The following is a 25,204-nucleotide window of genomic DNA, read 5'->3' as shown; positions in this document are numbered from 1 at the left end:
TAAAAATGACATACAATATTGTTTTATGCGGAGTAGGCGGACAGGGCGTTCTTTCTGTCGCCGCCATAATTGCCAGGGGAGCCATGATGGAAGGTCTTCAGGTTAAACAGGCAGAAGTCCATGGAATGTCCCAGAGAGGCGGAGCTGTCATAGCGACTATGCGGATTTCATCGGAGGAAATTTTCAGTGATCTCATATCCGAAGGTCAGGCTGATATGATTCTCTCCATGGAACCTCTCGAATCAATCCGCCATATTTCTTATCTGAGAAAAGGCGGCCAGTTGATTACCGGTAAAGAACCTTTTATTAATATTCCCGAATATCCGGAGCAGGATAAGCTCTATTCCGTGATTGACTCCATACCGGGCTCGATGATCATCGATACAAAAAACCTGGCTGTGGAAGCGGGTTCGCAGAGAGCACAGAATATGGTTCTTGTCGGATCCGCTTCAAAAGTTCTGCCTATAAAAGAGGAGACTTTTCTCAAAGCAATCGAAAATGTTTTCACCAGGAAAGGTGAGGAAATCGTTACAATTAATAAAAAAGCATTCGTATTGGGAAGGAACTCATAGATGACATTTCAGGATCTGGCGGAAAAGCTAAAAGGCGGACAGAAACCGATTATCGCAGTGGTGGCTCCCACGGGAGAAAATATATATTCCGCATTAAAAGAAGTTGAAAAAGAGGGCATTTGCACTTTTCTCCTTGTCGGAGAAGAAGATCAGATTGAAAAGGAATGCTCACTCTTCGACTTGAATCAATACGCAGTCCTTTCTTCCGGAAATCCCGCAGATGATGCAGTTGATGCAGTTCTTCAGGGAAAAGCTCATGTTCTGATGAAGGGAAAAGTCGATACCTCGGTATTTATGAAAGCTGTGCTCAAACGCAAAGATGAGCTTATGAAAAGTGCCCTTCTTTCCCATATTCTTGTGGCGGAAACCGCTGAGGGCAAATTGCTGGGGGTAACTGACGGCGGGATGGTTATCGATCCCGATCTTCAGCAGAAAGCAGCCATTACCCAGAATGCGATTGATGTCTTCAATAATCTGGGAGTTATCAATCCGAAAGCAGCGGTTCTGACTGCAATGGAAAGGGTCAATCCGTCGATTCCCGCATCGCTTGACGCGGCTCTGCTTTCCAAAATGGCTGAAAGGGGACAGATCAGCGGCGGGATCGTAGACGGACCCCTTGCTATTGATCTTGCGCTGAGCAAAAGGGCTTGTGAAATTAAAGGTCTGAAAGGGCCCGTTCAGGGAGATGCGGATATACTCGTCGTTCCCGATATGAATACAGGTAATATTTTTGGAAAGAGCCTTATCCTTTGCGCCGGATTCCCTTCCGGAGGAATGATAGCCGGAGCGTCATTTCCCATAATCATGTTATCCCGTGCGGATCAGGCCAGCGAAAAGAAAAACTCCATAATTCTGGCATTGGCTGCAGCAGGAGTCTGATGTGAAAAAGATACTTGTTGTAAACCCCGGTTCCACATCGACTAAAGTCGCTTTATACGAGAGTGGGAAAGCCGGAAATGTGAAGGAAATCGCTTCCAGGTCGATCACCCACAGCCGTGCTGAGCTGGATAACTTCGAGACTACGGCAGCTCAGGAAGCATATCGCGCTGATACTGTTGCTCAATTTTTAAAAGAGAACAATGTCAATGAGCTGCATTGCTGTGCTGGAAGAGGGGCTCCCGTTAAAGCTCTCGATGCCGGAAGTTATGGCATAAACGACATTATGCTGAATGACTTGAGAACTGAGAAATATTCAAACCATCCATCGAATCTCGGAGCTCTTATCGCTCATTCTGTAGCAGAACAATTCAACTGTCCCTCATTGATTTGCGATCCTGTCTCTGTCGATCAATTCGAACCCTATGCCCGATATTCCGGGTTGCCCGGCATAAATCGGCGGAGCCGCCTCCATGCTTTGAACATAAGAGCTATGGCAAGACATTACGGAGAATCCATCGGCAAACCTCTGGATGAACTGAATCTCGTAGTGGCCCATCTGGGCGGAGGAATTTCTATTGTCCCGATGAAAAAGGGAAGAATGATTGATACCAACGACGCAAATGATGGCGGTCCCTTTTCTCCGCAGAGAGCCGGAACCCTTCCATCGACACTGCTCGTAAAGCTCTGTTTTTCAGGTGAATACGGGTCAGCTGCTGAACTAAATAATGTACTGACAAAAAATGCCGGTCTGCTGGCCTATCTCGGAACAGATGACGGCCGTGAAATAGAAAAACGTATTTCTGAAGGAGATGCTGAAGCTGAAGAAATTTATCATGCCATGACCTATCAGATCGGCAGGGAAATAGGAAGCGCTGCGGCGGCTCTTAAAGGAGAAGTCGACGCCGTTATCCTGACCGGCGGGTTATCTTATGCGCCTCTGTGTACAAAGTGGATAACCGAGTATGTAGATTGGATTGCGCCTGTAGTCGTAAAGGCTGGCGAGCATGAGTTAACAGCTCTGGCTGAAGCGGGAAGCCGCTATATCTTCGGAACGGAAGAACTAAAGGAGTACTGAATTGCCTATTGCCAAAAATCACCTTGTAGCCGTATTCGGAACATCTCTCATCCGGAAAATGTTCAATGAAGGCACACGACTGAAAGCGGAACACGGGGAGGAAAATGTATTTGACTTCAGTTTGGGAAATCCTATTGTTCCGCCGCCGCCTGAGTTTTCAGAAGCCATAATCCGCATCATGAAAGAAGATATTCCGGGAAAACATGCTTATATGACAAATAGCGGTTATCGGGAAACGCGGGAATTCGTGGCCCGATTTCTTACGGAAGAACAGGGTGTTCCCCTTCATATGGATAATATAGTCATGACATGCGGTGCCGGTGCGGCTCTGACTTTGCTTTTTCAGGCCATCCTGAATGTAGGAGACAATGTCGTTGTTTCAATCCCGAATTTTGTTGTTTACAAAACGTATGTTGAAAATTTCGGGGGGGAATTGAAAACCGTTCCCTGTCAGGAAAATTTTCTCCTGGATCTCGAAGCCATGGAGAAAGCCATAAACAGGAAAACAGCCGCGGTCCTCATCAATTCTCCCAACAATCCCTGCGGTGTTATATATCCGCAGGAACAAATTGATGCACTGGCAGAGCTTCTTGAACGGAAAAGCCGTGAATATGACAGGGCTATATATCTGGTCAGCGATGAGCCATACAGGCAGATCGTTTTTGATGATTATGTGGTTCCGCCCATATTTCCTTCATATAAACATTCCATTATCGTTTCATCCTACTCCAAAAGTCTTTCCATTCCCGGTGAGCGTATAGGGTGGACGGCTATTCATCCGGAAGCCGATGAAGGGGATCTGATCGTTAAAGTCATGACGACAGCCACCACCGGGCTCGGCTTTACAAACGCCCCGGCGCTTATGCAGCGGGCTATAGTTGAAGTAAACGGAAAAACAGTTGATCCTGAAATCTACAGAAAAAAGAGGGATCTCCTTGCCGGGCCTCTGAAGGAAATGGGGTATGATTTCATTCTGCCCCATGGCACTTTCTATATCTTCATTAAAGCCCCGGGTGGTGATGATATGAAATTTGTCGATATCCTGCAGAATGAATTGATTCTGGCAGTGCCGGGAACCGGTTTCAATATGCCCGGTTATTTCAGGCTTTCCTGCTGTGTTGAAGATGATGTTATTATCCGGTCTTTACCGGGATTTAAAAAAGCAATAGAAAAAACAATAGAAAAAAATTAGATGTAAACGTTCCTGACGGGGAGTTGTTTCTTAAAAGCAACTCCCTGAAGGACGTCATTTTTTTCCCGAATCCTTAATGGCTTTCAGATAGTTGTAAACGGTAAAACGGGAAATCCCCAGCTCTTCAGCTGTAATCTCAACACCTTTTTTTACACTGAAAATTCCCTTTTTGTACAATTCATAGACGACAGCTTTATTCCTCTCTGTTGAAGATAAACCTCTCTGGTTATTCACTTCTTCCAGAGCCATAGTTATGGAAGAATCTATCAGTTCTCTCGTTGACTGGGTGTATGCCGCCGTTTTCGTCCCCGTATATTTGTCCGAATCAGCCTGGAGAAAATCTTTAAAAAATTCCTGTACAGGAATGGATAAGTCCATATTTATACAAAGAGCCCCGATTATGATATTCTGACTGTTTCTGATTAATGTGGTACTGGATTTCAGCTCATTTTTGCTCAAGGTTGTGTTTTTAAAGAAATTAATAAACGGTTCGTCCGCTTTGGACATATCTTCAAGTAACTTGAAAACAAAATCGCTCATGGGTTCTCCGACATCTCTGCCGCTGACATGATTGTTTTCAATGGCAATGATGGGCCGGTCTGCGCTCTCCATGGAATGGAGAACAACTTCACAGTTATTTCCGTAAATGAAGGCAATACCCTTCATAACTGATTTTACGCCCTTTAAGATGGATCTGTCTTCTTCTGTAAATGTATAATTCACTTTTATCTCACCAACTCCTTCAGACGGTTGTTCAGAACAGTGAATATAATATTAAACAGGGTTTTCTGATGGAAATCCTCAAAAAGCTTCTGAAATTTTATAATAAACTGTTTTTTGTTTAATTTTGAATTTCCTATGACCGTACCTATCAGCCTGCAATTCAGATCTCTGTAGATCAGGGTTATCTCATTCAATTCTAAAGCGGGAGAAAGAAGTTTTTCATGGGTGAGTGTCAGACTCATTGCGGCAGAGCTGAGAGCGTCAATTCTTCCTGTAAGTATTTGCCCCCGGATTTTTATCTCATAGTTTACAGGGTCCGTTTGATCAAAATCGAGCCTCAAGATTTTATTCCCGAACTTATCTCTATAATTTCCGACAATGCGGCGAATATCCTCTTCATATTTCTTTGTTCTTCTTGATAAGAGGTGATAGCCGCAATCAATCTTCAGTTCGTTCAGATAGACATCGATCAATCTCTGATCATTATTAAAGCTGAGAATCCCGATGCGTATGCGTGAAAAATGAGAATCGTTTCGGATGTCTCTGATGTATTCTATCCATTGCGATTCAGTTAGAACCGAGTCTATATTTATAAAAGCTATGGAATTTTCATTAAAAATTTTAAGTGCGTCTCTAAACTCTACATGATTGTTCAAAACAAACGCTTCATTCTGTTCGCTTACAAGAACTTCGGCAATTTCTTCGAAAATAAGTTTCTGAGGAAACAGAAAAAAAGTCTTTAAATTATTATTGTGAAGCATGATTTATAATAGCTGTTTCAATGATGGGAAGTCAACAAAACTGAAAGGCTAAATGCCTTGGAGAGTTAGGATAAAAAACCGGCAACCAATAGAAATGAGAAACAGGGTAATGAGTATTATTCTGCATGATTGTGTCTTTATGATTCAGTCTGTTCTTCTTTTACATCTTTCTTAGCTTCCTGGGACGATGTCTTTTTAAGAACCAAATAAATTATATCTGTTAAGAAACTTGAAAACTCGAGCTTGATATCCAGTATCCAATACCCTGGAATTTCCTCTGATTCCTTTCTGATCACAACGGTCCCCGATACAAAAAAAGAATTATCTTTACTGAACAGTTCTATCTGAACCCTCGTATTTATCGCATAATTTTCTTCATAATCATCTCCAATAATCCTGAGGATTGACATGGAAGAATTGATTATGAGCATTTTTAGCGGCTCGGTGCCATTCTCTGTTCTCAGATGTACGGAATCGTCTACACGGCCCAGCTTAAGCATCTGTCTGTTTATCGTTTTTCCGCGAAACTGGTCATTTTTATAAAGGAATTCCAGAGCTTCATAGCGCTTATGAAAATTGATGAGAATTTCTTTGTAATCATTAGGTATCACGGTATATTCCAGAGATACCAAGCAGTGGCGGGTTTCCGGATTCATCACATTGAGGTTTGTTATCTTACAACGGTTGAAGAGCGATATGGGTTTTTTATATATAGGATTATCAAACACGAAGTGAATGGAATGAATCTTATCAAAGGATCGTTTAAAAAACTCAATCTCCTTTGCATCCAGTATCATCAGGACTTTACAGTCCCGCAAGCCCAGATCATAGGGTATGCAATACAGATGAAAATCATTAATTTTCAACACTGTCTGATTTCCGACAATTCCCAGTTTTTTAATTGTATAGTTATCGAGATGAATCTTTCGGGCTTTAAATTTCTCAAAATTCTGATCTATGACGTATTTGTCCAAGGAAACCTCTAATTTTTACTTATCGAATATCATAATTGTATTATAAATCTATGTAGTACTGTATCATTTTTTTTAATTTTACTACATGGGAAAAATGATCAAGTTTTAGGTTGATGTATAGAAAATGAAGAGTTATTATCAATAAACTGAATAGGAGTATGTAAAAATGGAACCTATAAAAGAGATGATTGAACAGGAATGGCTTCGTCATGAAATAATCGGTCGGAACGATATGTTTAAAACCCCGGTTGGCGAAAGACCTCTTGTATACGCTGATTATACCGCCAGCGGACGGGGACTATATTTCATAGAAAACTATCTACAGGACTTAATGCGCTACTATGCCAATTCCCATACAGATGACGATTTTACCGGTAAGACTATGACAAATCTGCTCCATGAAGCGGAAGAGCGGATTAAAAAAATCGTTAATGCCGGAAAGACCGGGAAAATCATATTTGCAGGTACCGGAGCGACCGGTGCGATCATGCGTCTTCAGCAAATCCTCGGAGTTTTCTGGCCGCCGGCTACAAAACATCGTCTTGAAGGTATGATCGACTCCTGCTCTTTGGTGGAAGAAGTGAAATCGCCGTGCCGCACCTCTTTGCGGAAACAGATGGAGAATAACAAACCCATAGTTTTCGTCGGACCTTATGAACACCATTCAAATGAGATTATGTGGCGTCAAAGTCTTTGTGAGGTTATAGAAGTTCCCCTCAATAACAGCGGAGAACTGGATCTAGATGCCCTCCAGACTATGGTTTCAGACCCGAAATATAACAATAGAGAAAAAATTGGTTCCTTTTCAGCAGCGTCAAACGTTTCGGGCATAAAAACGCCTATTTATGAAGTGGCGCGTATTCTTCACCGCAACGGTGCCATCGCCTGCTTTGATTTCGCAGCCTGCGCGCCCTATGTGGAAATTGATATGAACCGAGACGAAGAAGCCTATTTTGATGCGATTTTCCTGTCTCCCCATAAATTTCTGGGAGGACCCGGGGCTTCGGGACTTCTTGTTTTCAATGAGAAGATTTACAACAAGACTCTGCCTCCCTCAGTCGCCGCCGGAGGTACGGTTGATTTTGTAACTTATGACACTCAGAAATTCTCCGATGACATCGAAACGAGAGAAAAGCCGGGCACTCCCGGAATCCTGCAGGCGATCAAAACATCCCTCGTATTTCAGCTTAAAGAGAAGATCGGTATAAAGACGATAGAGAAGATAGAACATTATCTCTTTTCTCAGTTTGTAGAACGATTCGGCAATGATGATCGTATTGAATTTTACGGATCGACGGACCCTGATAAAAAAGTCAATATTATCGCATTCAATGTGAAACATGGTGATCGTTTTATTCATCCCCGATTATTTACAAGAGTGATGAATGACTTCTTCGGAATACAAACCAGAGCCGGGTGCTCATGTGCAGGACCTTACGGACACAGGCTGTTAAGCATAGACAAGGTTCTTTCCAACAGATTCGTTCATCTTGTCGAAGACCGGGGGCTGAATGGTATGAAGCCGGGGTGGGTCAGGCTCAATCTGCACTATAGTTTTTCTGCCGATGAGTTTGATTACATATGCAATGCTCTGGATTATCTGATCGAGAACGCCTACAGGTTCATACCCTTATATGAGTTCGATATCAAATCAGGAGAATGGCAGTATAAAGATGCCATCGATGACAGAATCACTCTGGACTTTGATCTGGTTCTCGATTCCCAACCGCCCTGGAAGCGTTCATCACCTTCTCTGAATCTCCTGTTTGAAGAAGCTTTAGCCGATGCCGACAGAATACTTGCCGAATCGGAAAAGGAACCAGTTTACCACAGTTTTGACAAAGAAGTCGAAGATGTGATCTTCTTCCAGTCCTTAAAGGTGCGGGAATAACTTACGCACTGTACTGTTTCCCCTTTTTTCATTAAGATTGATATCTTATGGAAAAAGGGAATTTAGTTTTATACAAGCATAATCCCGCCATTGTTACAGCAGTGGCGGATAAAATCGATATCGTCCTGAAGGGCGGCAAAACAAAAAAAGTCAGAGAAAAAGATATCCAGCTTCTCCATAAAGGACCGACAGGCAATTTTGAGGAGCTTAAGGAAACAGAGGGCCAGATAGAGGAAGGCTGGGAATTGCTGATCGGAGAGAAACCCGATCTGGAGGAGCTGTCTTCCCTTATATTCGGTCAATACACTCCATCAACGGCATGGCAGGCTTATCTGCTGCTTAATCGGACAATCTACTTCAAAGGAACTGTTGAGGAAATAATTGTCTGCACTCCCGAGGAAGTGGAACAGGCGTCTCTCGCAAAGAAAGCGAAAGAAGAGGAACAGGCACAATGGCAGGCCTTTATGGAGAGATTGAAAAGCAGGACGACTCTCCCCGAAGATAAAACGTTTTTTATTGATCTTGAAAACATGGCCTATAAAAAAAGCAGGAACTCCCGGATCTTAACAGAGCTGGGCCGGGCAAAAACTCCGGAAAACGCCCATAAAACACTGTTGGAACTCGGAATCTGGGATTACAGTATCAACCCCTGGCCGAACCGCTATGAACTATCGCTGAAAAGCTCATCGGCGGAGTTGAGCTTTTTCGAAGATGACGAGAGGGTCGACCTGACCCATCTCGAATCCTTCGCTATTGATGATGAAGGAAATACAGATCCCGATGATGCCATCAGCATTGACGGAGATAGAATATGGATACATATTGCCGATGCCGCATTATTGGCTCCCCCGGACAGTGATGCGGATCTTGAGGCTTCGCGAAGGGGGGCTAATCTCTATATTCCCGAAACAACCGTTTCCATGCTGCCTCCGGAAGCTACTGAAAAACTGGGATTGGGTTTGCATGAAATCTCACCTGCATTCTCTTTCGGATTGACATTCGATCCGGAAATGAATGTCGATGATATCACTCTTGTCCTTTCCAATGTTAAAGTTACAAGACTTACATACAGCCAGGCTGATAAGATGCTCGACAAAGGGCCGCTTAAGGATATTTACGAAGTAACAAGTCGTTATAGGGAAAAACGGATTTCAAATGGAGCCGTTGAATTGAGCCTTCCGGAAGCCAAGATCCGCGCAGATGAAAATAATCGAGTTGAAATTCGCCCAATCCCCGAATTGGAAAGTCGTAAAATGGTTACCGATGCCATGCTGATGGCCGGAAACGCAGCGGCGCTATTCGCAATCAGAAATGAAATCCCCGTTCCCTTTGCGACCCAGCCGAAACCCGACTTCGATAAGAAGCCTGAACCTGATCCGGCATCTCAATTCGCTTCAAGGAAGTTTATGAAAAGGAGCCGGATGTCAACGGTTCCCGAAGGGCACGGAGGTCTCGGTCTCGATTTCTATGCCAGGGCAACGAGCCCCCTGAGACGATATCCCGATCTGATTGTACTTCAGCAGCTCAGAAACCATATAACCGGTAAGCCGATTCTGAATGAAGATCAGGTAATCGAAAGAGTGGCTCTTTTTGAATCTGTTTCCGGTACTGTTGTTTCTGCGGAGAGAAAGTCCAATCTTCACTGGAAACTGGTATATCTACTTCAGAATCCCGAATGGAAAGGTTCAGCGGTTTATGTCGGGAAGAAAGAGAAGCAGGCTGTTTTTCTGATTCCGGATCTGGCTATGGAAGTTCTTATGCCTGTGAAAAAGGATCTTCCACTTAATGGCACAATTGAAATCACTCCGGACCTGATTGACCTGGCGAATCAGGAAGTAATATTTAAGGAAATTGTTGAGAATTGATGTTATGATGGGTTCTATGAGAATAAAACACCTTCTGCCTGTCGCATTCTTTTGTCTTTTGTCGACCCTTTACGGGCAAAATCTTGACTATGAGCCTTTTTTCTCTGTCAAAATTCTTGATAATGAAGATATCGAATTTCAATTCTCGCATATGAAATATTTTGATTTGAACCGACAACCGAAATATTTCTTCTGGATCAGAAGAGGATCAGAGATGGGTACGGCTACGTATCAACTTGATTTCAAGAAAATTAAGAAAATTGAATTTCTCGAAGAATATGACAAACCCATTGAAGGCTTTACCGCTGCGGGCATGACTCTCACCAGTGGTGAAGTTTTTAATGTTCTGGTAAATACAAACGGGTATATCGGCGGCATCGATCGTGATTTCGGCGTTTACGGAGAGATTTACATGAACTACAATCTCATTCAATCCATTGAGTTTATTCACGAAGGAACATACCGTGAATGTACGTTCTGCGGCGCCGTTTTTTATGATGAAGAACTGGAAGTCTGTCCCTTTGACCAGTCTGAACTATCTGAACAGAATATTATCTCTGATTAGATCTTTGAATTATGACAGCTTATTGAAATAAAAAAGGACATTACAGCAAACTGCAATGTCCTTATCGTTTGGAGGTGGCGGGAATCCCTTCCTTCCGCCGGAAACGTTCCGGCTCCCTCCAGGCCGCGTCCGTTCGCTTTAATCCTCGCCCTTGCTCGGCGCTCACTACCGATCGATTCCCGCGTCAAATTTAAAAAGGACATCACAGCAAACTGCAATGTCCTTATCTTTTGGAGGTGGCGGGAATCGAACCCGCGTCCTAAAGGGCGTGAAATAAACCTCTACAAGTTTAGTCGCTTCATATTATTTCGGATAACGTTAGGTGAAGCCACAGACCTCATTACCCTGAGACCGGAAAAATGTCCTGATACTATCCCGGACTATAGCACCAGTAAGTTCCTATTGTTGTCGGATTCCAGTTCCTTAGGAACAGCAGGTTCCGGATCCGTCGGCTAACTAAGCAGCCATTGCAAAAGATTCGTTTTCTTCAGCATTTATAGTTTTTGCCAGTTTAAAGAGTTAACGCTCTACTTGCAGCCTATCCCCCGACAATCCTTCAGTCGAAACCGGGGCACCCCCTGCAGTGCAGATATAAAGTATATCCAAAAATGAACGAAGTCAATAGTCGTTACGGAAATTCCTTTCGGCATCGCGATTCTGATCTTTCTTTTTTATTGTTTCCCTTTTATCGTAAAGCTTTTTACCGCGGCATAAGCCGACTTCAACTTTAACTCTTCCATTTTTCAGATAGAATTTAAGAGGTATTAAAGTAAAACCTTTCTCATTCACCTTTTTTTCAAGTTTTTCGATTTCTTTCTTATGCGCAAGAAGCTTTCTTGAACGGTCGGGAGTATGGTTGTGTATGTTGCCGAAATCATAAGGTGTAATGTGAAGCTTGTTGAGAAACATTTCACCCCGTATTATTTCAACGAAACTGTCTGTAAAAGAGAATTTTGATTCTTTCAAAGACTTGACTTCCGTGCCCTGTAAAGCGATCCCGCATTCAAGAGTGTCTTCTACAAAATAATTAAATCTTGCTTTTCTATTGGTTCCCAGCACATTGGATGGTGTCTTTTTCTTTTTCTGTCCCATTTCTTTGTCCTTAAATCGAACCTGATTCTGTCGACTTGTGACGATTATAGGGAGAGAAAAACCTCTTGTCAACGCAAAGGGGACTATGCTATCCTCACAGGATCGGGGCATCTCATACTACAGGAGCAGATTGATAATGGCAGTGAGATTTAAGCGTTCCTATCATGACAGGAAAGAGACAGTTGCCCGACGCCGTAAAACCATTTTAAAAGTACTCATTCTTCTCCTTTTTTTTCAAATTGTCTTTTCCCTTTTTGCCGCCACAATAAAAATGACCTCCATTTCCATGGAACCGGAAGTCAGCAGGGGCAGCGTTATGATCTATTCTCCCTTCGTTTACGGTTTCAAAATAAATATGTTAGGTTTGCAGCTGCCGCAAGTACGAACTCCCGAACGGGGAGATTTGATTGTACTGACGCCTCCTTATATGGAAAGAAGAAAAGGAGCTTTTGCAGTTTTAAACGGAGTTGTTAAATTCTTTACTTTCGGGAAGGTTAATTTAAATTCAATAAGCTCTGAATCATGGAATCAGGGGTATCTCATTAAAAGAATCGTTGGAATTCCCGGAGATACGATAAGAATGAGCGACTATAAGGTATCTATCAAACCCGAGGGATCGATTTATTTTCTCAGTGAATTTGAAGTCATTGATAAAGATTATGATATCCAGATTAACAATCTCCCTGAGTTCTGGACTGATGATATGCCTTTTTCAGGGAATATAGATGCGCTGACTCTTGAAGATGATCAATACTTTGTACTCGGTGATAACAGAATGATGTCGAGCGACTCTACTGATTGGGGCGTTTTATCAAGAGAACGGATAGAAGGTTTGATTTTGATGAAATACTGGCCGTTAAATCAATTTACGCTGTACAAATGAAATCCATTCCTCTTTATCTGCACATTCCTTTCTGCCGGAGCAAATGCAGTTATTGCAACTTTTACTCTATTCCTCTCAAGGATGAAAAGACGGAAAATGATTTTACTGATCAATTAATCAGCCAGATTATCCATCAGATGAAACTGACCGGTTCCCGATCATTAAAAACAGTTTATATAGGCGGCGGGACTCCATCAGGTCTGTCCCATTCAGCCTTGAGACGGCTTCTGGATTTTTTAAGGACAAAGACAAATAACGGAACAGAAGAATTCACTATGGAGTGCAATCCTGAAGATGTTACGGAAGAGTTAATAGCTCTGCTTAAGGACAGTCCGGTAGACCGGCTGAGTCTTGGCATACAGAGTTTCAATGAAATCGTTCTCCAAGAGTCCGGTAGAAGAACTACGGTTGAAAGCATCGATACAGCCCTTGATATTCTCAGGCGTGAATGGTCCGGCAGGTTAAACATCGATATTATTACCGGTCTTCCCGGCCAGAGTGCGATCGGTCAGATATCCGATATGGAAAAAGCGGTCCAATCCGGTGCGGATCATATATCCTGTTATTCTCTGATTATTGAAGAAAACTCTCCTATTTCAAATAACCCGCTGCTTCCCGATAGTGAAGAAGAAGAAAACCAGTGGAGTTTGAGTCGTGAGTACTTGATCGATAAGGGCTTCAATCATTACGAAGTGTCCAATTTTGCCAAAACGGATTCCGAGAGTCTTCATAATCTTCAATACTGGAAAATGAATGAGTACCTCGGTTGCGGTCCGGGAGCTGTGGCTATGTTCAGAAATGGATCCATACAGCGATACAGTAATCCGCCTGATCTGAAACTCTGGCTTGAAGGGGAGTCTTCGGACTGGAATGCTTCTGTTGAGGAAATATCTCCCGGCGAGTTTTTGTTTGAAAATTTCATGATGGGACTGAGAACCGCGAAAGGCATTGATAAAACAGAATTCATAAAAAGGTTTTCCATTACTCCGGAAGAGATCATAAAAGATACAATAAGATCTCTTCCTCCGGGATCATTCAGATTCCATGATGATTGTATTTCCCTTAGCGATGATATGAGGCTGTTTATGAATCCCGTACTGTTGAAAATAAGAGAAGAAATCGATAAAGCGGGTTTTGATTTTCCAGTCAGCTGGCCTTAGAATTAAAAACGGTTATCGTATTCGGTAGTATTGCCTGTTCCTGTTCATATTGACAGTGCAATTTTCGATATGATAGGTTTAATAGCACTATTTAAAGATAAAATCAATTTGTATTAATCCGGTCGATTTTCTGTATGGGAAGCCGGTGATGTCAAGAAAGGAGCATATATGTCCGGCCATAGCAAGTGGCATACTATCAAACACAAAAAAGGTGCCCTCGATGCGAAGAGAGGGAAAATGTTTACAAAAATCGTTAAGGAGTTAACCGTCGCTGCAAGAATAGGTGGCGGGGATCCGGATATGAATCCCAGACTCAGAACGGTTATCCTTAAAGCGAAAGCCGCCAACATGCCTAAAGACAACATGGAAAAAGCCATCAAGAAGGGAACAGGCGACCTTGACGGCGTTGATTATGTTGAACTTCAGTACGAAGCTTATGCTCCCGGTGGCGTCGGTCTCATAATCGAAACTCTGACTGATAATAAGAACAGGACTGCAGCCAATGTTAAAAGCATACTGACCAAAGGTGGTGGCCAGCTTGCAGCGCAGGGAGCTGTATCATATCAGTTCAACAGAAAAGGCGTTATTACTTACAGTAGCGATGAAGTCGATTTTGAAAAACTTTTTGAAGCGGCGCTTGAGGCCGGAGCTGAAGATGTTGCGGAAGACGGTGGAATCATCGAAGTGAAAACTGAACCTTCAGATTTTGAGACCGTGCTCGAAGCTCTTCAGGAAAGCGGTTTCAATCAGCTTGAAGCCGAACTTTCAATGGTTCCCGATACAACCGTAGAACTTGATCATGAGAAAACGGCTAAGGTTCTCGCGCTTATTGATAAAATTGAAGACGATGATGATGTACAGTCCGTTGCTTCAAATCTCAATATCCCCGATGATTTTGATATGGAGTAATGTCAAGAGTACTCGGTATTGACCCCGGTCTGGCCAACGCCGGCTGGGGGGTCATCGATGTTGATGGAAACCGGTTGACCTATGTCGCCCACGGTTCCATATCCACTGATTCCAAAATTCCCGCACCGGTCCGCCTAAAGGAAATATTTGATCAATTATCGATAATAATTGAAAAGTTTAAGCCTGTTGAGGCAGGAATGGAAACTCTCTATTTTGCAAAAAATGTGAAAACAGCTCTTCCAGTAGCAGAAGCGAGGGGTGTATTATCTTTGTGTATGGTTCAGAACGGACTCATGCTTTCTGAGTACACGCCGCTTCAGATCAAGCAGGCTGTTGTCGGCAACGGGAGAGCTGATAAAAATCAAGTTCAGCAGATGGTTAAGCTTATCCTCGGACTGGATAAAATCCCTAAACCTGATCATGCTGCCGATGCACTGGCAGCTGCAATATGCCATGTCCATATGAGGGTATTACATGTTTAACAGTATAAAAGGTATCGTTACAGCCAAAGGACTTGATTACATCAGATTGGAGAACTATGGAATAGAGTGGGATATCAAGACCACAACGGTTTCTCTCTCCGGCTTTCCGGGAGTGGATCAGGAAGCGAAAGCCTTTGTTTATCTTCACCACAAAGAAGACCAGATGACTCTTTTCGGGTTTTCGACAGTTGATGAGAGAACCCTCTTCCTCGATCTCATCAGCGTCAGCGGCGTCGGTCCCAAAGGGGCTTTAAAAATACTTTCCGGTGTTTCTGTCAGTCGATTTTTCGAGTTCCTTGAAACGGAAGATGTTAAATCGCTCAGCTCTCTGCCGGGTCTCGGAACTAAAACAGCACAGAAAATTATCCTTCAATTGAAAGGAAAGCTGAAGCTGGAAACGGAAAGCATCTCGGCGGAAGAACAGTCTCACAAAGAAATTATCCATTCACTCGTATCCATGGGATTCGAAAAGAAACAAGTAACTAAAGCAGTCGCCGAGATTCTAAAAAATACTGAAGTTAAAAAGCTGAGCGGCGAAAAACAGGACCAGGAAATTATCCGTCAGGCGATAATAATCCTAAGTACCTGATAACTCAAAGAGGAATAAATGGACGGGTCCAGCTTACTTTCCGGCGAATTAATCGGAGACGAAGAAAAAAAAGAGAATATAATCAGACCTCGGCTTCTGGAAGATTTCCAGGGGCAGGAGAAACTGAAGGAGAATCTCTCTATATATATTCAGGCGGCCAGGGAAAGAGGGGAACCCCTTGATCATGTTTTCCTTAGCGGACCTCCCGGTCTGGGTAAAACAACTCTCGCAGGAATCATGGCCAATGAACTGGGGGTTGAATCCCGTGTCACCTCTGCTCCCGCACTTGATAAGCCAAAAGATCTGGCGGGGTTGTTAACGACTATAAGTCCCAGAACAGTATTTTTTATCGATGAGATTCACAGACTCAAACCGGCAATAGAAGAAATGCTCTATATCGCTATGGAGGATTATGAACTGGATTGGATTATTGGACAGGGACCTTCGGCCAGAACTATCAGAATTCCCGTTCCCCCTTTTACGCTTGTCGGTGCAACAACAAAACCCGGCCGTGTCTCCAGTCCTTTGTATACGCGGTTCGGCATAACTGTAAGGCTGGAATTTTACTCTCCCGAAGAGCTGCAGAGCATTATAGAGCGCAGCGCCGACCTTATGGAAATAAGAATTAAAAAGGAAGCGTCGGCACAACTTTCAAGATGCAGCCGCGGAACACCGAGAGTCGCAAATCGTATCCTTAGAAGAATGCGGGATTTTGCACAGGTTCAGGGTGACGGAACTGTCACGACTTCTATTGTGAAAAGCAGTCTCGAACGTCTTGAAATAGACAAATACGGTCTGGAAAAACTGGATCGTGAAATTCTGAATACGATAATAACGAAATACTCCGGAGGACCTGTGGGAGCGGAGACACTTGCCATTTCCGTAGGCGAAGGTATCGATTCTCTGGAAGATTTCTACGAACCCTATCTCATTCAACAGGGTTTTATAAAAAGAACCAACCGGGGGCGGGTCGCAACGGCGCTGGCCTATAACCATCTCGGTCTGGACAGGAGTGATAATGAAAATCAGGGACTTCTCTTTTGATCTGCCCGATGAATTAATAGCACAGTACCCCCCGGAAGAGAGGGGAACATCAAATTTAATGGTTCTTGATCCCCGGACGGGAACTGTTTCCCATAAGAATATGCAGGATTTTCCCGATTTGATTGATGAAAACACACTGGTCGTTTTTAATAATTCAAAAGTCCGGAAAGCCCGTTTGTTCGGTTTTTCAGAAGAAACCGGTGGAAAGGTTGAGTTTTTTCTATTGGAAAAGATATCGGGCAAAGCCTGGAAAGCCATGGTCTCAAAAGCGAAAAGGCAGAAAGTCGGTAAGAAATATAATTTTCCGGGAAGCCTGAATGGAAGAATAACAGAGGAGGGCGGGACCAATATCCGAACTGTCGAATTCGATCGGGATATTGACGATGATTATCTGGACGAATTTGCACATATTCCTCTTCCCCCCTATATCAAAAGGGAAGATGAGTTGATGGACAGCTCCCGTTACCAATCTGTTTTTTCGGAAATAACCGGTTCGGTTGCGGCTCCTACAGCCAGTCTTCATTTTACGGAAGGTCTTATACATCGAATAAAAGCAACCGGAGCGGATGTCGCCTATGTAACGCTTCATGTCGGTCTGGGGACATTTGCACCGGTACGGACGGAAAATCTGCTTGATCATGAAATGCACAAAGAAGAGTTTTATGTTTCCGATGAGACGGCGGAGAAGGTAGAATCCGCTGTAAAGAAAGGGAAGAAGATCCTGGCGGTCGGCACAACTTCAATCAGAACTCTAGAATCCGCCTGGCAAAATGGAGAATTGAAACGGGGCACACAGTACACAGATCTTTTTATTTACCCGGGATATAAATTCAAGATTGTGAATCAGATATTTACAAACTTCCATACGCCCGAATCGACGCTGCTTGTACTGGTTTCGGCCTTTGCCGGAAAAGAATTCATTGAAAGAGCCTATAAAGAAGCTGTAGAAAAAAAATACCGGTTTTTCTCCTACGGAGATGCCATGTTCATTAAAGAGAACCGATAAGTTCATTTTCCGCCAGAAAGCTGATGAATTCTGATAATTCATCAGCTTTTGTGTTTATAAGCTTCAATATTTCTGCAAAGGTCCTTTTTCCATCTATTGATTGTAGAAACTGAAAATAAATCTTATCGACAGCCATAACCTGTATTTCTCCATGGATATTGAAAACCAATCCATAAGAAACGTCTCTTTCGAACTCACCGATAAACCACTTCAGATCGAACATTCCCAACTCGTAATACAGCGTAACATCGTATGAAAAAACTCCCCATTGGAGAACAGAATTCTTAACAAAGATATGAGAGTCGGGAAAATCAGAGATTTGCGAATTTCTGTATTCTATGTTTCCGTACAGGGAATTATTAAAAAGATGATGAAAGTTTAAAAGATCCAGCGTTACAGCTAGAACATCATCGTCTTCATCATGACTTAAAAGTTTTATCAGAAAATCACTTTGGATTTCAGCAATATTTTCAGATGAAACCTTGAGACCGGCAATAAAATCAGCAAATAGCTGGAAAAACTCATTGGGCTTTTTATCCAGAGAATCCAAAAGAGGCATAAGCCATGGAGCAGCTTTGCCGCTGTTGTAAAATAGATCAGTGGCGATGGATAGATTTTCAGCAGAATTAAGCTCATTTTCAGAAAAACTACGACTTCTCAGAACTTCATAGGGCGGTTTTTCATTGAAAATGAGCCCAAGTGAATCCGCTTCATCATACAGTTCTGTGCCCGGAAATACAGATAGTCGGAAAATATCAAGATGATTCGGTATCAGTTCCACAGCAAAGTCCAGGCTTTGTTTAAAACCTGATATCGAATCTCCGGGAAGTCCATATATCAGATCCAATCCGAAAACGACTCCATATTTATTTAAAAGAGCGATTTTTTCAATAAATTCATCCGCTTTTATAGTTCTATTTAACTTTTTCAGAACATCATCACTGCTGCTTTGTAAACCGATTTGAAGAGAACAATGGATCCGGGAAAAGGCTTCAGCAATTTCTTCGTCGAGTAATTCCGCGCGTACTTCAAAAGTGAAGTGTATCTGTGGTGCAATTTCCTCAATCATATTGAGAATTGTTAAGGCACGGTCTTTTTTTACATTGAATGTCGGATCCAGCACCCAGATCTGCTCGACACCTTTTTCTTCAAAAAGACGCAATTCATCCCGTATTCTATCTGAATCATAATATCTGACACCGCTTATCCCCCGGGATTCGCAGCAGAATGAACAGTTGAAAGGACAGCCTCTTGATAATTCCCAGAGAAGGCCATCATATTCGGATGGATTTAAAGTACCACTTAAATAGGGGGAAGGTATTAAGTTGATATCTGTTTCATGCTGTCTTGTCAGAATGGCTTCTGTATTTTTGTTTTTCATGAGAGACTCCATCAGCAATTTGAAGGGCATCTCTCCTTCGCCGGGAATAAGATGATCGAACAATCCTGTGTTCTGGAGTCTTTCCGATGATGCCGTGACTTCCGCACCACCGGCATATAGAATTATAGAAGAGTTCATTTCCCTTATTATTTCAGCCACTTTTTCAAAAAAGGCGCTGTTCCAGAGGTAAAGTGAAAATCCAATGCTGTCGGGATTTTTGTTCAGAAGAATATCAGCTGTGTTTGCAGGATCGGAGTTTATTGTAAAGTTCACAAGCTCTATATCGATATCGGCGATTGAACAGGCATAGCTTTTTAAGATAGAAGTCGCCAGAGGCATAGCCTGTGGAGAATCCTCTATAAAACATGAGATTAATAATGTTCTGTGTCTTTTCATCTAGTAGGTATTTTCGTCCATTGCTTCAAATTCGGCAATAAGCTTATCGACTCTTTCGATCTGTCTCGTCAGAATGGCCTGGTAATCAAGTTCGCCTTGCTGTATTCTGTAGTTTTCATCTTCCCAGTATTGAATATCTTCTATGAACATCCAGGAGAACTTCGGCGAAGAAGCTTTTTTGGACCATTCCAGAGCATCGTCCCAGAAGTTGAGTGCATAAACGTAACATTCTTTCGCTTTGTTGAGACTTTCGATATTCGCCTGCTGCCAGGGAGCATTATAGAAATAAGCTTTCTGTCTGTCGAATTTAGTAGCCATTTTAATATAGGAATCAATAATTCTGAGATTGACATGCATATAAAAAAGGTAACGGTATTTTTCCCATTCCTTTTCATTGTTTATCTTGGCCAGCGCGTTCAGAGGATTGGCGAAATCCGATCTTAAAGCCATACCCAGATAATATATGTTTTCAGCGCTGTCATCAGGATACTGGTATAAATGATTATGATAGAGTTCGTAAAACTGTTCGGCATAGAGAATCTTATATGCAAAAAGGGGGCTTGAGACAATTATTCCCGCAATAAAGATCAAAAATAACTTTTTCACATTACTATTATCGTTTTAAATCGAGAATATATTAATCGGAAAAGACAGCTTCCAGAATATCCTGAAAAACAAGTTCGGCGCTTTGCATTCCATTGATTCTTACAACTTTCATCGATGAATCTGAAAAATAGTCTATAGCTCTATTGTAATTTTCCAGAACTTTCCGCTGATATTCGATGCTGTCGTATATATCTTTTGTTCCGTTGCGTTGTTTCATTCTTTTCTGACATTCTTCGACGGAAACGTCAATGAATATGAGATATTCCGGCAGCGGAAAACGATTGTTCAGTTCTCTGACTAGTGCAGGATCGGAATTGATCGACTGATAAGCTATGGAGCTGAAATGGTACCGATCGGAAATGACATAGCGATTGCTCTTGAGCAGTTCAATGATCCCGTCTTTTTCACCGTGAATGTGTTCATTTCTGTCAGCGGCGAATAGATAGGCTATCGTTTCCTGTTTCAGGGGGATTTTTCCCGCAAGGACCTGTCTAATCAAAAGACCTGTTTCCTTGTCAGTGGGCTCAAACGTGCGTACATGGCTGATGTTTCTATTACTCAGGAAAGATGTTATATTGTCTAGCTGAGTTGTTGTTCCGGATCCGTCCAGTCCTTCTATAACGATGAATCCTTTTAGTATTTCCTGTTCCATGAGCAGATATTACAGGATAATCATTATTTTTGTAACTAATAGGCTCCCGATAGCTCTTATATTATAAAAATTATACACCGCTTTAACGATAATAAAATTAGTCGTAGTATATTTTAAGCAGAGAGGAACTTTTGCCTTTTTCAGTTGATAGGAAGTTACATATCATACAATTTCTCATTCTATCTGTAATAATATCCATTACAGCTCTTGTGATTGTCCCTATTACTGATTATACGGGAAAACGGATGGATGAAGTGAGGGAGGAGCTCATTTCTTCATTGGAGGAAATGATTGGGTATGATTTAGTTTACAGTTCCATTTCTCCTTCCATATTCAGCTACATCAACATCAAAGATCTCAGAGTTTATGGCAAAGGCGGTCCCGGTGATATTCTGGCTGAAATAGGATCCTTTAAGGCTTTTTATTCGCCATTCTATTTTATAAAGAAGAACAGTGAATTAACACCGCTTCAAGCCGTGAAAAGTCTAACATTGACAAAAGCCCGATTTCACATCGATTCCCAAAGAGATAAAAACCTTCTTGCTATTTTGTCGAAACGCGGTGGCGTCGATTTTACATTGCTCCCCCTGACAACGAGAATATCCGGCAGAAGCGTCGATCTGTCCTTCACTACACCGGATATTGTATTGGAAGGTCAAAACCTTTTCTTTTCGCTTACCCCGGATAAAGGAACTTACCGTACCAGAATAAACGGAGATGTAAACACGAGATTCATTAGTGATAATTCTTTCATTTCAATGGCCAGAGCCTCGGTTAAAGCCAGCGGTTCCGTATCGGAATTTTTTGATTCCCTGAACTTTACCGTTACAACTGTAGATTTCCAATCAGATGTAGCAAACCTGACAGATCAGACATTTCAGTTCATATTGAATACCGGTCAGCTTGAACTGAGAAAAGTCCAGGATTACAGACCGATCGATCTCGTAATTAAACACGACAGAATTATCGGGGACTGGTTTTTTTCGTTTAAATCAGAAAATTTCCGTCCGGACAGTCTGATCTCTTTGAAGGGTAAGTTGGCACCGTACAGTCAATACAGTTCTTCGAGAATTACCGGTAACGGATCAATAATATACAATACTTTGCGGGAAGACGCCGTATACTCACTCGATTCAAATATCAGAATCAGTCAGGATGTCTTCAACCGGCCGGTTTCGATAAAGACTGATATTACAGGCGATCTCAACCAGATCAATGTAAGGAATCTCGACTTGCAGACTACAGAAGGAAGGGCATTGTTTAACGGCAATATCAGTACCGGAAGCTTTTTCCCTACAGGAAGAATCAGGCTGGTCAATGTACAGACTCCCTTGGGGTTTCTGGTTAACAGCACCTTCACAGTCTCTCATCAGGAAGGGTTTCTCACTTTCCGCTCAGACTCAATTGATACGGGCGGCGAATCCATTGAAAGCGTCAATCTTGTTCTGTTTCCGGAAGGGGAAAATATAACAGCCTCTTTAAAAGCCAGTTTGAAGGACGAAGAAGATCATGAAGGGACAATCACTGTTGATACCCTGGTAAATCTGGGCGAAAAGCCGGAAATAAGTTCATTCATTGCTTTGGATAGCTTACCGGCCGGCTCTCTTGTTTATTTCATCCCTCAGAGAGAAGAACTGCCATCATTGCCCCAAGGATTCTCAGATTCATCGGTTTCTACAGATTTCATACTTCATTCTGACCTTGAAAACCTGACTGTTCTCGTCAGCGATTTTATGTTCCAATCCAATGCTAAACCGGATAACAAACTGTCCTTCTCCGCTTCCTACAACGAAAAAGGTTTTAAAATTAACGACCTCTATTTTAACTGGGATCAATATGAACTGACCGGGTATGTCAATTCAAACAGAGAAGGTGACGACTTTCTTGTTTCGACTCATTTTGATCTGGAAGATAAGCCTTATAGAATTGATGCTCATTATTCAACCGGTCAGATTATTCTGGAAGGTGATTACGGTCTGTTCGCTTTGTTACAGAAGTCAGGCGACCGGTCATATGAATTCAATCTTAAGAGCCAGTCTCTTCCCTTACCTCTGTACGATCAGATCGTTTTTGCTGATATCAATGCATCCGGAGCCTATGAAAATGGAGATTGGAACATCTTTCTTGAAAAATCGGGAATATCAACAGACAGATTTCTGAGTCTGATTAAGCCGGAATTTGAAATCACAGCAAACCTGGGAAATCAGGGCGCTGATATATACGAAGTAATATATCGGGATAACATTTCTTCACTGAAAGGGCTGGGGCGCGTCTCCTATATCCCCGGACATCAGACTTCCTGGCTTTCACTTATAGATGATACGGGAAAAACCGGTGAGCAGTACGATATTTACTACTCTTCCGATCATGGTGAAATTGATTCCCGTATTTCAGTGGTGTCTTCACCTCTTGAGCGTTTCAGGGAGCAGGGGCTTACAGGTAACGTCTCACTCGATCTGGGTTTCAGCGGAAAGCTGGAGTCTCCTGAATATCAGGCCGTTATCAATACGGAGAGAATGAATCTGGACGGTGTCCCCATCGTTGTTTCGACTTTTGTCCGCGGAGATAAGGACCAGATCCGAATTTCCGATCTGGAACTGGAATATAGCGGGATTATGTTTAATCGCGGTCTGCTTATGCTTGATCTCAATGAAGGGAAACTTATAGCAACAGGGGCTATAAATCAGAATATAAACCGCTCAAAAGCATCAACATCCTTATCAGTCTACGTCAACTTGAATCAATCTCTGGATATCTTCACTTTATCCAATCTTGCCGATATCGATATGACAGGCCAATTGGTAACGGCTCCTGTAAAATGGGATGGGTTGAATACATTTCCCCGACTGCAGGTCGATATGGAGAAAAAGGGTTCCCTTATTTCAGGGAATATAAAGAACGGGGAAATCCTTTCAGCAGCTTATGATCTGGAAAGCAAAAACATTTCTGTAATTATAAGAGATCTTTTCCCCTTCCGTTTTGCAGCCAACGGGATGGTGAATAACAGGGAAGTTGATGTGGAAGTCAGTGATCTGGCATTTGAGCCCTCTTTTCTCAACTATTTTATGCCTGTCGATCCGTTTAAAAAGAAGAGAAGTGTTATTTTTACTTCAGGAATTATTGATGGGGATTTCAGAGTTCACGGACCTATATCCGATCCGGATTTCGACGGTCGTTTGCGAATCAGCAATCTTGTTCCCGAATCGCCATTTCTCGCAGAAATACCGGATCCGGTTTCGACTGAAGTGACTCTCGAAGGACATTCCCTCACTATTAATCCCTTTTCCATAGGGCTCAATAAAGGAGAAATCTTTGTTGACTCTTCCTTTGAGTTCGATGAGGGACTGCCTACGACCTACAATCTCGACGTCGACATCAGGGGCGGCGAGGGGGCGAGAGTCGCATATGCCATCCCCGGATTTTCCTGGGACGGATACTTTACCGGACCTGTTCATATCGAGGGGAGCCGGCAAGGAGGTTTCCTCGAGGGGACGCTCACCTGCAACAGTCTTGAATCATCACTGAAAAGTGATGCCGTTCCGAATCAGCCATTATCAGTACCTAAAAATCCCAGCATTAATGGTTTCACTGTAGACCTAACGATACTGACGGGCAGGGATGTCAATTTTTACTTTCCCAACAGGCAGGTCCCCATCATTCAGGCCACTGCCGAAAAGGGTGACGATATAAATATTGCTTACGATTCACGGTCAGACGAGCTGGCGCTTGTCGGACGAGTCGATGTCAGGACCGGAGAAATCAACTATTTCAACAAAACTTTTTATCTTCAGGAGGGATATATTGACTTCAACGAGAGCCAGGTGAAATTCAACCCGAAACTCAATGTTCGCGCGGATGTCATAACCAGAGATGAACTGGGTGAAGATGTTACCATATCACTTCTTTTCGATGATTATCTGCTCAATGAGTTCAACCCCGAATTTCTTTCATTTCCCAGGAAAACGGAAAATGAGATACTTGCCCTTCTAGGACAATCTTTTATACCATCTAATGATCCTGATCAGGTCAGTGTGGCATCGGTTCTTGTCGCAACGGGAGGTATGATCGGCAAAAATACGATCATGCAGCCTTTTGAAGAAGCGATTAAGAATTCACTTAATCTCGATTTTGTGTCTTTTAACACAAATCTGATAGAAAATGCCATTCTGGATAGATTTCAGGATCAAAATATATACGACAATGGAAACCGGAGAGTCAATTTCGCCAGATATCTTGAGGATACGTCTCTGTTTATTGGAGAATATATAGGTGAATTTTTATTCCTTGAGGGATCTCTTGTTGTAGATTATGATGACTCCCGTAGTGTATCATCCACATTCGGGGGTCTGGAGCTTAATCTGAATTTGAATATACAGTTTATAACGCCATTCGTATTGATTGACTGGACCTATGACCCGAATAACAATCCGGATTCGGATTATTTTCTGCCCCAGAACACAATCTCGTTTACATGGCAGTATTCATATTGATGTAATGGAAAATTAAG

At 42.5% G+C, this 25,204-nt stretch carries 22 protein-coding genes and 1 other RNA gene; 15 read left to right on the top strand and 8 right to left on the bottom strand.

All coding sequences use genetic code 11. The annotated features are described in order from the left end of the window. Positions 1-5 precede the first annotated feature (5 nt). Genes HNR50_RS02425 through HNR50_RS02410 form a run of 4 tightly spaced genes read left to right on the top strand, consistent with a single transcriptional unit; the run spans position 6 to position 3,718 of the window. Positions 6-572: an indolepyruvate oxidoreductase subunit beta gene (locus tag HNR50_RS02425; RefSeq protein ID WP_184743183.1), complete on the top strand. Its 567-nt coding sequence runs from the start codon at positions 6-8 to the stop codon at positions 570-572. Beyond that, positions 573-1,451: a phosphate acyltransferase gene (locus HNR50_RS02420; protein WP_184743180.1), complete on the top strand. Its 879-nt coding sequence runs from the start codon at positions 573-575 to the stop codon at positions 1,449-1,451. Between the two features lies 1 nt (position 1,452). Further along, positions 1,453-2,526: a butyrate kinase gene (gene buk / locus HNR50_RS02415; RefSeq protein WP_184743177.1), complete on the top strand. Its 1,074-nt coding sequence runs from the start codon at positions 1,453-1,455 to the stop codon at positions 2,524-2,526. A gap of 1 nt (position 2,527) precedes the next feature. Further along, on the top strand, positions 2,528-3,718 hold the full coding sequence (locus HNR50_RS02410; protein WP_184743174.1) for a pyridoxal phosphate-dependent aminotransferase: 1,191 nt from the start codon (positions 2,528-2,530) through the stop codon (positions 3,716-3,718). A 54-nt stretch (positions 3,719-3,772) separates the two neighbouring features. Here HNR50_RS02410 and HNR50_RS22675 read toward each other — a convergent pair whose 3' ends face one another. From HNR50_RS22675 to HNR50_RS02395, 3 genes are all read right to left on the bottom strand, one after another. Beyond that, on the bottom strand, positions 3,773-4,441 hold the full coding sequence (locus HNR50_RS22675) for a PAS domain-containing protein (protein WP_184743171.1): 669 nt from the start codon (positions 4,439-4,441) through the stop codon (positions 3,773-3,775). Positions 4,442-4,443: 2 nt separating this feature from the next. Beyond that, positions 4,444-5,202 carry a hypothetical protein gene (locus tag HNR50_RS02400; protein ID WP_184743168.1) on the bottom strand — a complete coding sequence of 253 codons (759 nt, stop codon included), beginning with the start codon at positions 5,200-5,202 and terminating at the stop codon, positions 4,444-4,446. Positions 5,203-5,339: 137 nt separating this feature from the next. Further along, positions 5,340-6,176, bottom strand: coding sequence for a PilZN3 domain-containing protein (locus HNR50_RS02395; RefSeq protein WP_184743165.1), 837 nt, complete (start codon positions 6,174-6,176; stop codon positions 5,340-5,342). A gap of 166 nt (positions 6,177-6,342) precedes the next feature. On the opposite strand from HNR50_RS02395, the gene HNR50_RS02390 reads away from it, so the two are divergent. The 3 genes from HNR50_RS02390 to HNR50_RS02380 all read left to right on the top strand — a co-directional run bounded on the left by HNR50_RS02390 (position 6,343) and on the right by HNR50_RS02380 (position 10,497). Then, positions 6,343-8,067: an aminotransferase class V-fold PLP-dependent enzyme gene (locus tag HNR50_RS02390; protein WP_184743162.1), complete on the top strand. Its 1,725-nt coding sequence runs from the start codon at positions 6,343-6,345 to the stop codon at positions 8,065-8,067. 47 nt (positions 8,068-8,114) lie between these two features. Continuing rightward, complete coding sequence (locus HNR50_RS02385; RefSeq protein ID WP_184743159.1) at positions 8,115-9,932, top strand: ribonuclease catalytic domain-containing protein; 1,818 nt, start codon at positions 8,115-8,117, stop codon at positions 9,930-9,932. Positions 9,933-10,146: 214 nt separating this feature from the next. Beyond that, positions 10,147-10,497: a hypothetical protein gene (locus HNR50_RS02380; protein ID WP_184743156.1), complete on the top strand. Its 351-nt coding sequence runs from the start codon at positions 10,147-10,149 to the stop codon at positions 10,495-10,497. A gap of 228 nt (positions 10,498-10,725) precedes the next feature. Here the strand turns inward: HNR50_RS02380 and ssrA are convergent. Continuing rightward, positions 10,726-11,076: a transfer-messenger RNA gene (ssrA, locus tag HNR50_RS02375) on the bottom strand. Between the two features lie 39 nt (positions 11,077-11,115). After that, positions 11,116-11,589, bottom strand: coding sequence for an SsrA-binding protein SmpB (gene smpB / locus HNR50_RS02370; protein ID WP_184743153.1), 474 nt, complete (start codon positions 11,587-11,589; stop codon positions 11,116-11,118). 136 nt (positions 11,590-11,725) lie between these two features. Here smpB and lepB point away from each other — a divergent pair, with 136 nt between their 5' ends. The 7 genes from lepB (at position 11,726) to queA (ending at position 17,662) form a co-directional block, all read left to right on the top strand. Then, complete coding sequence (lepB, locus tag HNR50_RS02365; RefSeq protein ID WP_184743150.1) at positions 11,726-12,472, top strand: signal peptidase I; 747 nt, start codon at positions 11,726-11,728, stop codon at positions 12,470-12,472. After that, on the top strand, positions 12,469-13,632 hold the full coding sequence (gene hemW / locus HNR50_RS02360; RefSeq protein ID WP_184743147.1) for a radical SAM family heme chaperone HemW: 1,164 nt from the start codon (positions 12,469-12,471) through the stop codon (positions 13,630-13,632). The genes lepB and hemW overlap by 4 nt, the downstream gene beginning before the upstream one ends. 168 nt (positions 13,633-13,800) lie before the next feature. Next, a complete protein-coding gene (locus tag HNR50_RS02355) occupies positions 13,801-14,541 on the top strand; it encodes a YebC/PmpR family DNA-binding transcriptional regulator (RefSeq protein WP_184743144.1) in 741 nt (246 codons plus the stop codon). Further along, positions 14,541-15,023, top strand: coding sequence for a crossover junction endodeoxyribonuclease RuvC (gene ruvC, locus HNR50_RS02350; protein ID WP_184743142.1), 483 nt, complete (start codon positions 14,541-14,543; stop codon positions 15,021-15,023). Before HNR50_RS02355 ends, ruvC begins: the two co-directional genes overlap by 1 nt. After that, on the top strand, positions 15,016-15,612 hold the full coding sequence (gene ruvA, locus HNR50_RS02345) for a Holliday junction branch migration protein RuvA (protein WP_184743140.1): 597 nt from the start codon (positions 15,016-15,018) through the stop codon (positions 15,610-15,612). The genes ruvC and ruvA overlap by 8 nt, the downstream gene beginning before the upstream one ends. A gap of 18 nt (positions 15,613-15,630) precedes the next feature. Further along, entirely contained in the window at positions 15,631-16,656 is a 1,026-nt protein-coding gene (ruvB, locus tag HNR50_RS02340) for a Holliday junction branch migration DNA helicase RuvB (protein WP_184743137.1), read from the top strand. Beyond that, positions 16,631-17,662, top strand: a complete 1,032-nt coding sequence (queA, locus tag HNR50_RS02335) for a tRNA preQ1(34) S-adenosylmethionine ribosyltransferase-isomerase QueA (RefSeq protein ID WP_184743134.1) — start codon at positions 16,631-16,633, stop codon at positions 17,660-17,662. Before ruvB ends, queA begins: the two co-directional genes overlap by 26 nt. On the opposite strand, the gene HNR50_RS02330 is transcribed toward queA, so the two are convergent. Genes HNR50_RS02330 through tmk form a run of 3 tightly spaced genes read right to left on the bottom strand, consistent with a single transcriptional unit; the run spans position 17,646 to position 20,697 of the window. Next, positions 17,646-19,439 (bottom strand): B12-binding domain-containing radical SAM protein, encoded by a 1,794-nt coding sequence (locus HNR50_RS02330; RefSeq protein ID WP_184743131.1) that lies wholly within the window; start codon positions 19,437-19,439, stop codon positions 17,646-17,648. The two genes, queA and HNR50_RS02330, sit on opposite strands and share 17 nt — an antisense overlap. After that, entirely contained in the window at positions 19,440-20,045 is a 606-nt protein-coding gene (locus tag HNR50_RS02325) for a hypothetical protein (RefSeq protein ID WP_184743128.1), read from the bottom strand. Between the two features lie 31 nt (positions 20,046-20,076). Further along, positions 20,077-20,697: a dTMP kinase gene (gene tmk, locus HNR50_RS02320; protein WP_184743125.1), complete on the bottom strand. Its 621-nt coding sequence runs from the start codon at positions 20,695-20,697 to the stop codon at positions 20,077-20,079. 245 nt (positions 20,698-20,942) lie between these two features. Between tmk and HNR50_RS02315 the strand changes: the two genes are divergently transcribed. Next, positions 20,943-25,187, top strand: coding sequence for a translocation/assembly module TamB domain-containing protein (locus tag HNR50_RS02315; protein ID WP_184743122.1), 4,245 nt, complete (start codon positions 20,943-20,945; stop codon positions 25,185-25,187). The last annotated feature ends 17 nt before the right edge of the window (positions 25,188-25,204 follow it).

Origin of the sequence: Spirochaeta isovalerica (assembly GCF_014207565.1) — a bacterium.
In the GTDB taxonomy this organism is placed as follows: Bacteria; Spirochaetota; Spirochaetia; order DSM-2461; family DSM-2461; genus Spirochaeta_F; species Spirochaeta_F isovalerica.
Note: the sequence above shows the minus strand (reverse complement) of the source record. Positions and strands in the feature narration are given on the sequence as shown.

Coding starts and splice junctions, on each gene's coding strand:
- HNR50_RS02425 (WP_184743183.1), top strand. CDS start 6: ATGACATACAATATTGTTTTATGCGGAGTAGGCGGACAGGGCGTTCTT.
- queA (WP_184743134.1), top strand. CDS start 16,631: ATGAAAATCAGGGACTTCTCTTTTGATCTGCCCGATGAATTAATAGCA.
- ruvC (WP_184743142.1), top strand. CDS start 14,541: ATGTCAAGAGTACTCGGTATTGACCCCGGTCTGGCCAACGCCGGCTGG.
- HNR50_RS02315 (WP_184743122.1), top strand. CDS start 20,943: ATGGATGAAGTGAGGGAGGAGCTCATTTCTTCATTGGAGGAAATGATT.
- ruvA (WP_184743140.1), top strand. CDS start 15,016: ATGTTTAACAGTATAAAAGGTATCGTTACAGCCAAAGGACTTGATTAC.
- lepB (WP_184743150.1), top strand. CDS start 11,726: ATGGCAGTGAGATTTAAGCGTTCCTATCATGACAGGAAAGAGACAGTT.
- HNR50_RS02330 (WP_184743131.1), bottom strand. CDS start 19,439: ATGAAAAGACACAGAACATTATTAATCTCATGTTTTATAGAGGATTCT.
- HNR50_RS02385 (WP_184743159.1), top strand. CDS start 8,115: ATGGAAAAAGGGAATTTAGTTTTATACAAGCATAATCCCGCCATTGTT.
- HNR50_RS02400 (WP_184743168.1), bottom strand. CDS start 5,202: ATGCTTCACAATAATAATTTAAAGACTTTTTTTCTGTTTCCTCAGAAA.
- ruvB (WP_184743137.1), top strand. CDS start 15,631: ATGGACGGGTCCAGCTTACTTTCCGGCGAATTAATCGGAGACGAAGAA.
- HNR50_RS02390 (WP_184743162.1), top strand. CDS start 6,343: ATGGAACCTATAAAAGAGATGATTGAACAGGAATGGCTTCGTCATGAA.
- HNR50_RS02380 (WP_184743156.1), top strand. CDS start 10,147: ATGGGTACGGCTACGTATCAACTTGATTTCAAGAAAATTAAGAAAATT.
- HNR50_RS02420 (WP_184743180.1), top strand. CDS start 573: ATGACATTTCAGGATCTGGCGGAAAAGCTAAAAGGCGGACAGAAACCG.
- HNR50_RS02355 (WP_184743144.1), top strand. CDS start 13,801: ATGTCCGGCCATAGCAAGTGGCATACTATCAAACACAAAAAAGGTGCC.
- hemW (WP_184743147.1), top strand. CDS start 12,469: ATGAAATCCATTCCTCTTTATCTGCACATTCCTTTCTGCCGGAGCAAA.
- smpB (WP_184743153.1), bottom strand. CDS start 11,589: ATGGGACAGAAAAAGAAAAAGACACCATCCAATGTGCTGGGAACCAAT.
- tmk (WP_184743125.1), bottom strand. CDS start 20,697: ATGGAACAGGAAATACTAAAAGGATTCATCGTTATAGAAGGACTGGAC.